This is a genomic window from Patescibacteria group bacterium, assembly GCA_041675205.1.
Classification (GTDB): domain Bacteria; phylum Patescibacteriota; class Patescibacteriia; order GWA2-46-9; family GWA2-46-9; genus JBAYUF01.
In genome coordinates, this window is the sequence record JBAYUF010000033.1 from 1 (window position 1) to 2,760 (window position 2,760).

A 2,760-nucleotide genomic window follows, 5' to 3' on the forward strand; every position below is an offset into this window, starting at 1 on the left:
CCGCTGAGCCACGTTGTGAATAATGCAGTCGCTTGTCTGGATACGATTTACACCACGACCGACTACATTACCTTCACCGTGTATCACTCGATAGACAAAGACATAACCGCACTGCTGTACGCTTAAACAAAGCCCTCGTTAGCTCACGCTTTCGGGGGCTTTTTCATTGGTGGGCACAACTCTGAAAACTGTAAAGGGATGCCATACACATACAGGGCAAGTTGATGAAACCAGTTTACGTAAACCCTATTAAATTCGAACGCATGAAGCGCTACGTATGGCGCGATTTCATGGTTGACCAGTACCCTACGTTGATTCAGATTGGCGAGCTTTACACCGGGGCGCGTCTGACCAATGTATTTTTTGCAAAAGATAATACCAACGTTTTGATTGACCTGAATTTCAATACGTACAGTACGGAAGAACTGGAAAGCATGCAGTTCGGTGAAATGAGAGTGGTGATGGAATTCGGCGAGTTTCCTTTCGAAGTTGTGGGTATTGAAACCGTGTCGAGCACTGAGAATTTCAAAGATGGCGCGAATGTCCGCGTAAGTGTCCGCGTATACAATAGCGCTCGATTCCTGAGCAAATTCTGTCAAAGAATTCTGAAACGTTTTATGGTATAACACAATGAACATGACCAAACCTTTCCCGAGTCTGCAACGTCCTGAAGTGTCGTCGAAATTTGCACCGTTCATGTTGAGTGCTGCACAACGAGCGCCTGTACAACTAAGCATTCTGGCCCACAAATTTGTCGGTTTGGTGCAAGCATATAAAGTGCACGAAATTCCTGAGCAACGTTGTACGCTGTTGGTAATTCGTTTCGAGCTGACAGCATCACAACAGGTGGCCGAAGATTTCATTTCGGATGCAACCGAACGCGCAGGTCAAGTAATCGAAATGCATTGCTATGCACCCCACAATCAATCGCTTGTGGTCATGGGTGTGGACGAATTCGAATACGCAGAAAACACAAAAATTCCGGTCGAGGTTCAACTAGTTGCGGAGTGGGTATGAGCCAATACATTACGAGTGATTCGGCGTTCCTCAACACGGCCACGTATCTGGCAAACGCCTGCGTGGTTCCGCATAAACCTAGCTGTCCTGTACCTGTGAAGTTCCAAGGTAAACAAGAAAGCATTCCGATTTATCGTGCAGGTTTTAAACGCTTAGCTGACGATGAAAAAGGACGGCAAAGTTGGGAGCTTTCGTTCTACACAACCTTGATCATGCCGAAGAAAACGTGGGAAGGCATCCAGAAAAGTCCTGAGCAGCCACGTAACGTAACGTTGTTGGGCACCTTCGATAAGAAAATTTATAACACGGATTTTCGTATCTTTCTCTACGAACTGGAATCGGAACTGCAAGGTGATTTAGTTGCCGTGCACATTGAAGCAGCCTCATTGTTTCAGTTCCTCACATACGGCTTCGGCGACATCGACGCTGAAATTGCCGAAATTGTTAAACGCGGTAATGAGGTTCCTGCAAATGGATGCTAAAGAACGCATCGAAAAACTGGTCGAACGTCTGCGTAACAGCTTCGAAAAACAGCAATGTGTTTTGGCAATCATACAGACCCGCGATGAAACGATTGAAGCGCTATGCGATAGTCTGACCTTGCACGAAGGCCGCGTGCGTAAGATGTATATCAGGTTGCAAAGTGGCGAACTGAAATTCAAAGACGTTCACGACCTGTATGAAGATCGCAACTGTTACGCATACATCGAAAAAGATCCACAAGTTGTGTTCAAGTTTCCCGCAAAAGAAATGCCACTCGATCTGCATTTCGACTCCGAAGGTTTTGCAGAGTTGACAACAGCGTACGAATTCTTTTTGGAATTACCATGACGTACATGTGCGCTGACTTGCATCTGACTCACAAGCAAATCCACCACTATCGCGGCTTTGACTCAACGCAAGCCCACGATGACTTCGTAGAGAAACGCTGGCTTGAAACCATCACAAAGAAAGCTAAAAGCCCATGTGTTGAAAAGCAGGACACGGTGTTCATTTTGGGCGACGTATCATTCAGTCGCGAAGGATGGGAACGCCTCGACAGTTGGCCCGGATTTAAAACCATCATCCTTGGAAACCACTGCACTGAATACGCTGACGCCAAGTACATTAGCAGTCTGAAAACTGTAAAGGCTGTTCATGGTTTGATGAAATACAAAACGGCTTGGTTGTCTCATGCACCGCTGCACCCTGATCATCTGCGCGGTAAGCGGAACATCCACGGGCATTTGCATGGAACGATTGTAAAAGATCGACGCTACCTGAATGTGAGTCTTGAAAATACAGACATGGCACCAATTCACTTGGACAAAGTTCTGGCTGAATTTGAGCGCCGTCAAAACCTTGCGTACGTCTATGAGACGTTGGGACGTGAAGCATTATTCCGAGCATTGTTACCATGAAAAAGAACAAAGCGTTTCTGGAGCTGATCGACAAGTTGATCGCTGTAGAAAAAGGCGAAGTGTTGCAACTGTTCCACGACAACGGGGAATATCAGGCGCGTCTGCTTTCGTTTACGGCCACCGACAAAAAGAAACGTACACTCGACATCAAACTTAAAATCTTTACCATGATGCAAAACATGGATTACGCCGACGATGAAATCATTGTCAATGGTGAAGATTTTTCGCTGGAACTGACGGTGCTGAAACAGCGCCGTAAGAAAGCGGACGGCGGTTATTATCACACACTCGATGCCTACGGTGAAATGTAATGGAACAAATCAACACGGGGCACTGGCCCTTC

Annotated in this window: 6 protein-coding genes; all 6 read left to right on the plus strand. The window is 46.4% G+C overall.

Features of this window, described 5'->3' with window-relative positions; all coding sequences use genetic code 11:
• Window positions 1-263 precede the first annotated feature (263 nt).
• Genes WC052_06130 through WC052_06155 form a run of 6 tightly spaced genes read left to right on the plus strand, consistent with a single transcriptional unit; the run spans window position 264 to window position 2,728 of the window.
• On the plus strand, window positions 264-626 hold the full coding sequence (locus tag WC052_06130) for a hypothetical protein (GenBank protein ID MFA7287213.1): 363 nt from the start codon (window positions 264-266) through the stop codon (window positions 624-626).
• Between the two features lie 10 nt (window positions 627-636).
• Window positions 637-1,017 carry a hypothetical protein gene (locus tag WC052_06135; protein MFA7287214.1) on the plus strand — a complete coding sequence of 127 codons (381 nt, stop codon included), beginning with the start codon at window positions 637-639 and terminating at the stop codon, window positions 1,015-1,017.
• The gene (locus WC052_06140; GenBank protein MFA7287215.1) at window positions 1,014-1,499 is read left to right on the plus strand and encodes a hypothetical protein; all 486 of its coding nucleotides are present in this window, start codon (window positions 1,014-1,016) and stop codon (window positions 1,497-1,499) included. Before WC052_06135 ends, WC052_06140 begins: the two co-directional genes overlap by 4 nt.
• Window positions 1,489-1,848 carry a hypothetical protein gene (locus WC052_06145; GenBank protein MFA7287216.1) on the plus strand — a complete coding sequence of 120 codons (360 nt, stop codon included), beginning with the start codon at window positions 1,489-1,491 and terminating at the stop codon, window positions 1,846-1,848. The genes WC052_06140 and WC052_06145 overlap by 11 nt, the downstream gene beginning before the upstream one ends.
• On the plus strand, window positions 1,845-2,417 hold the full coding sequence (locus WC052_06150) for a hypothetical protein (GenBank protein ID MFA7287217.1): 573 nt from the start codon (window positions 1,845-1,847) through the stop codon (window positions 2,415-2,417). Before WC052_06145 ends, WC052_06150 begins: the two co-directional genes overlap by 4 nt.
• A complete protein-coding gene (locus WC052_06155; GenBank protein MFA7287218.1) occupies window positions 2,414-2,728 on the plus strand; it encodes a hypothetical protein in 315 nt (104 codons plus the stop codon). The genes WC052_06150 and WC052_06155 overlap by 4 nt, the downstream gene beginning before the upstream one ends.
• Window positions 2,729-2,760 lie beyond the last annotated feature (32 nt).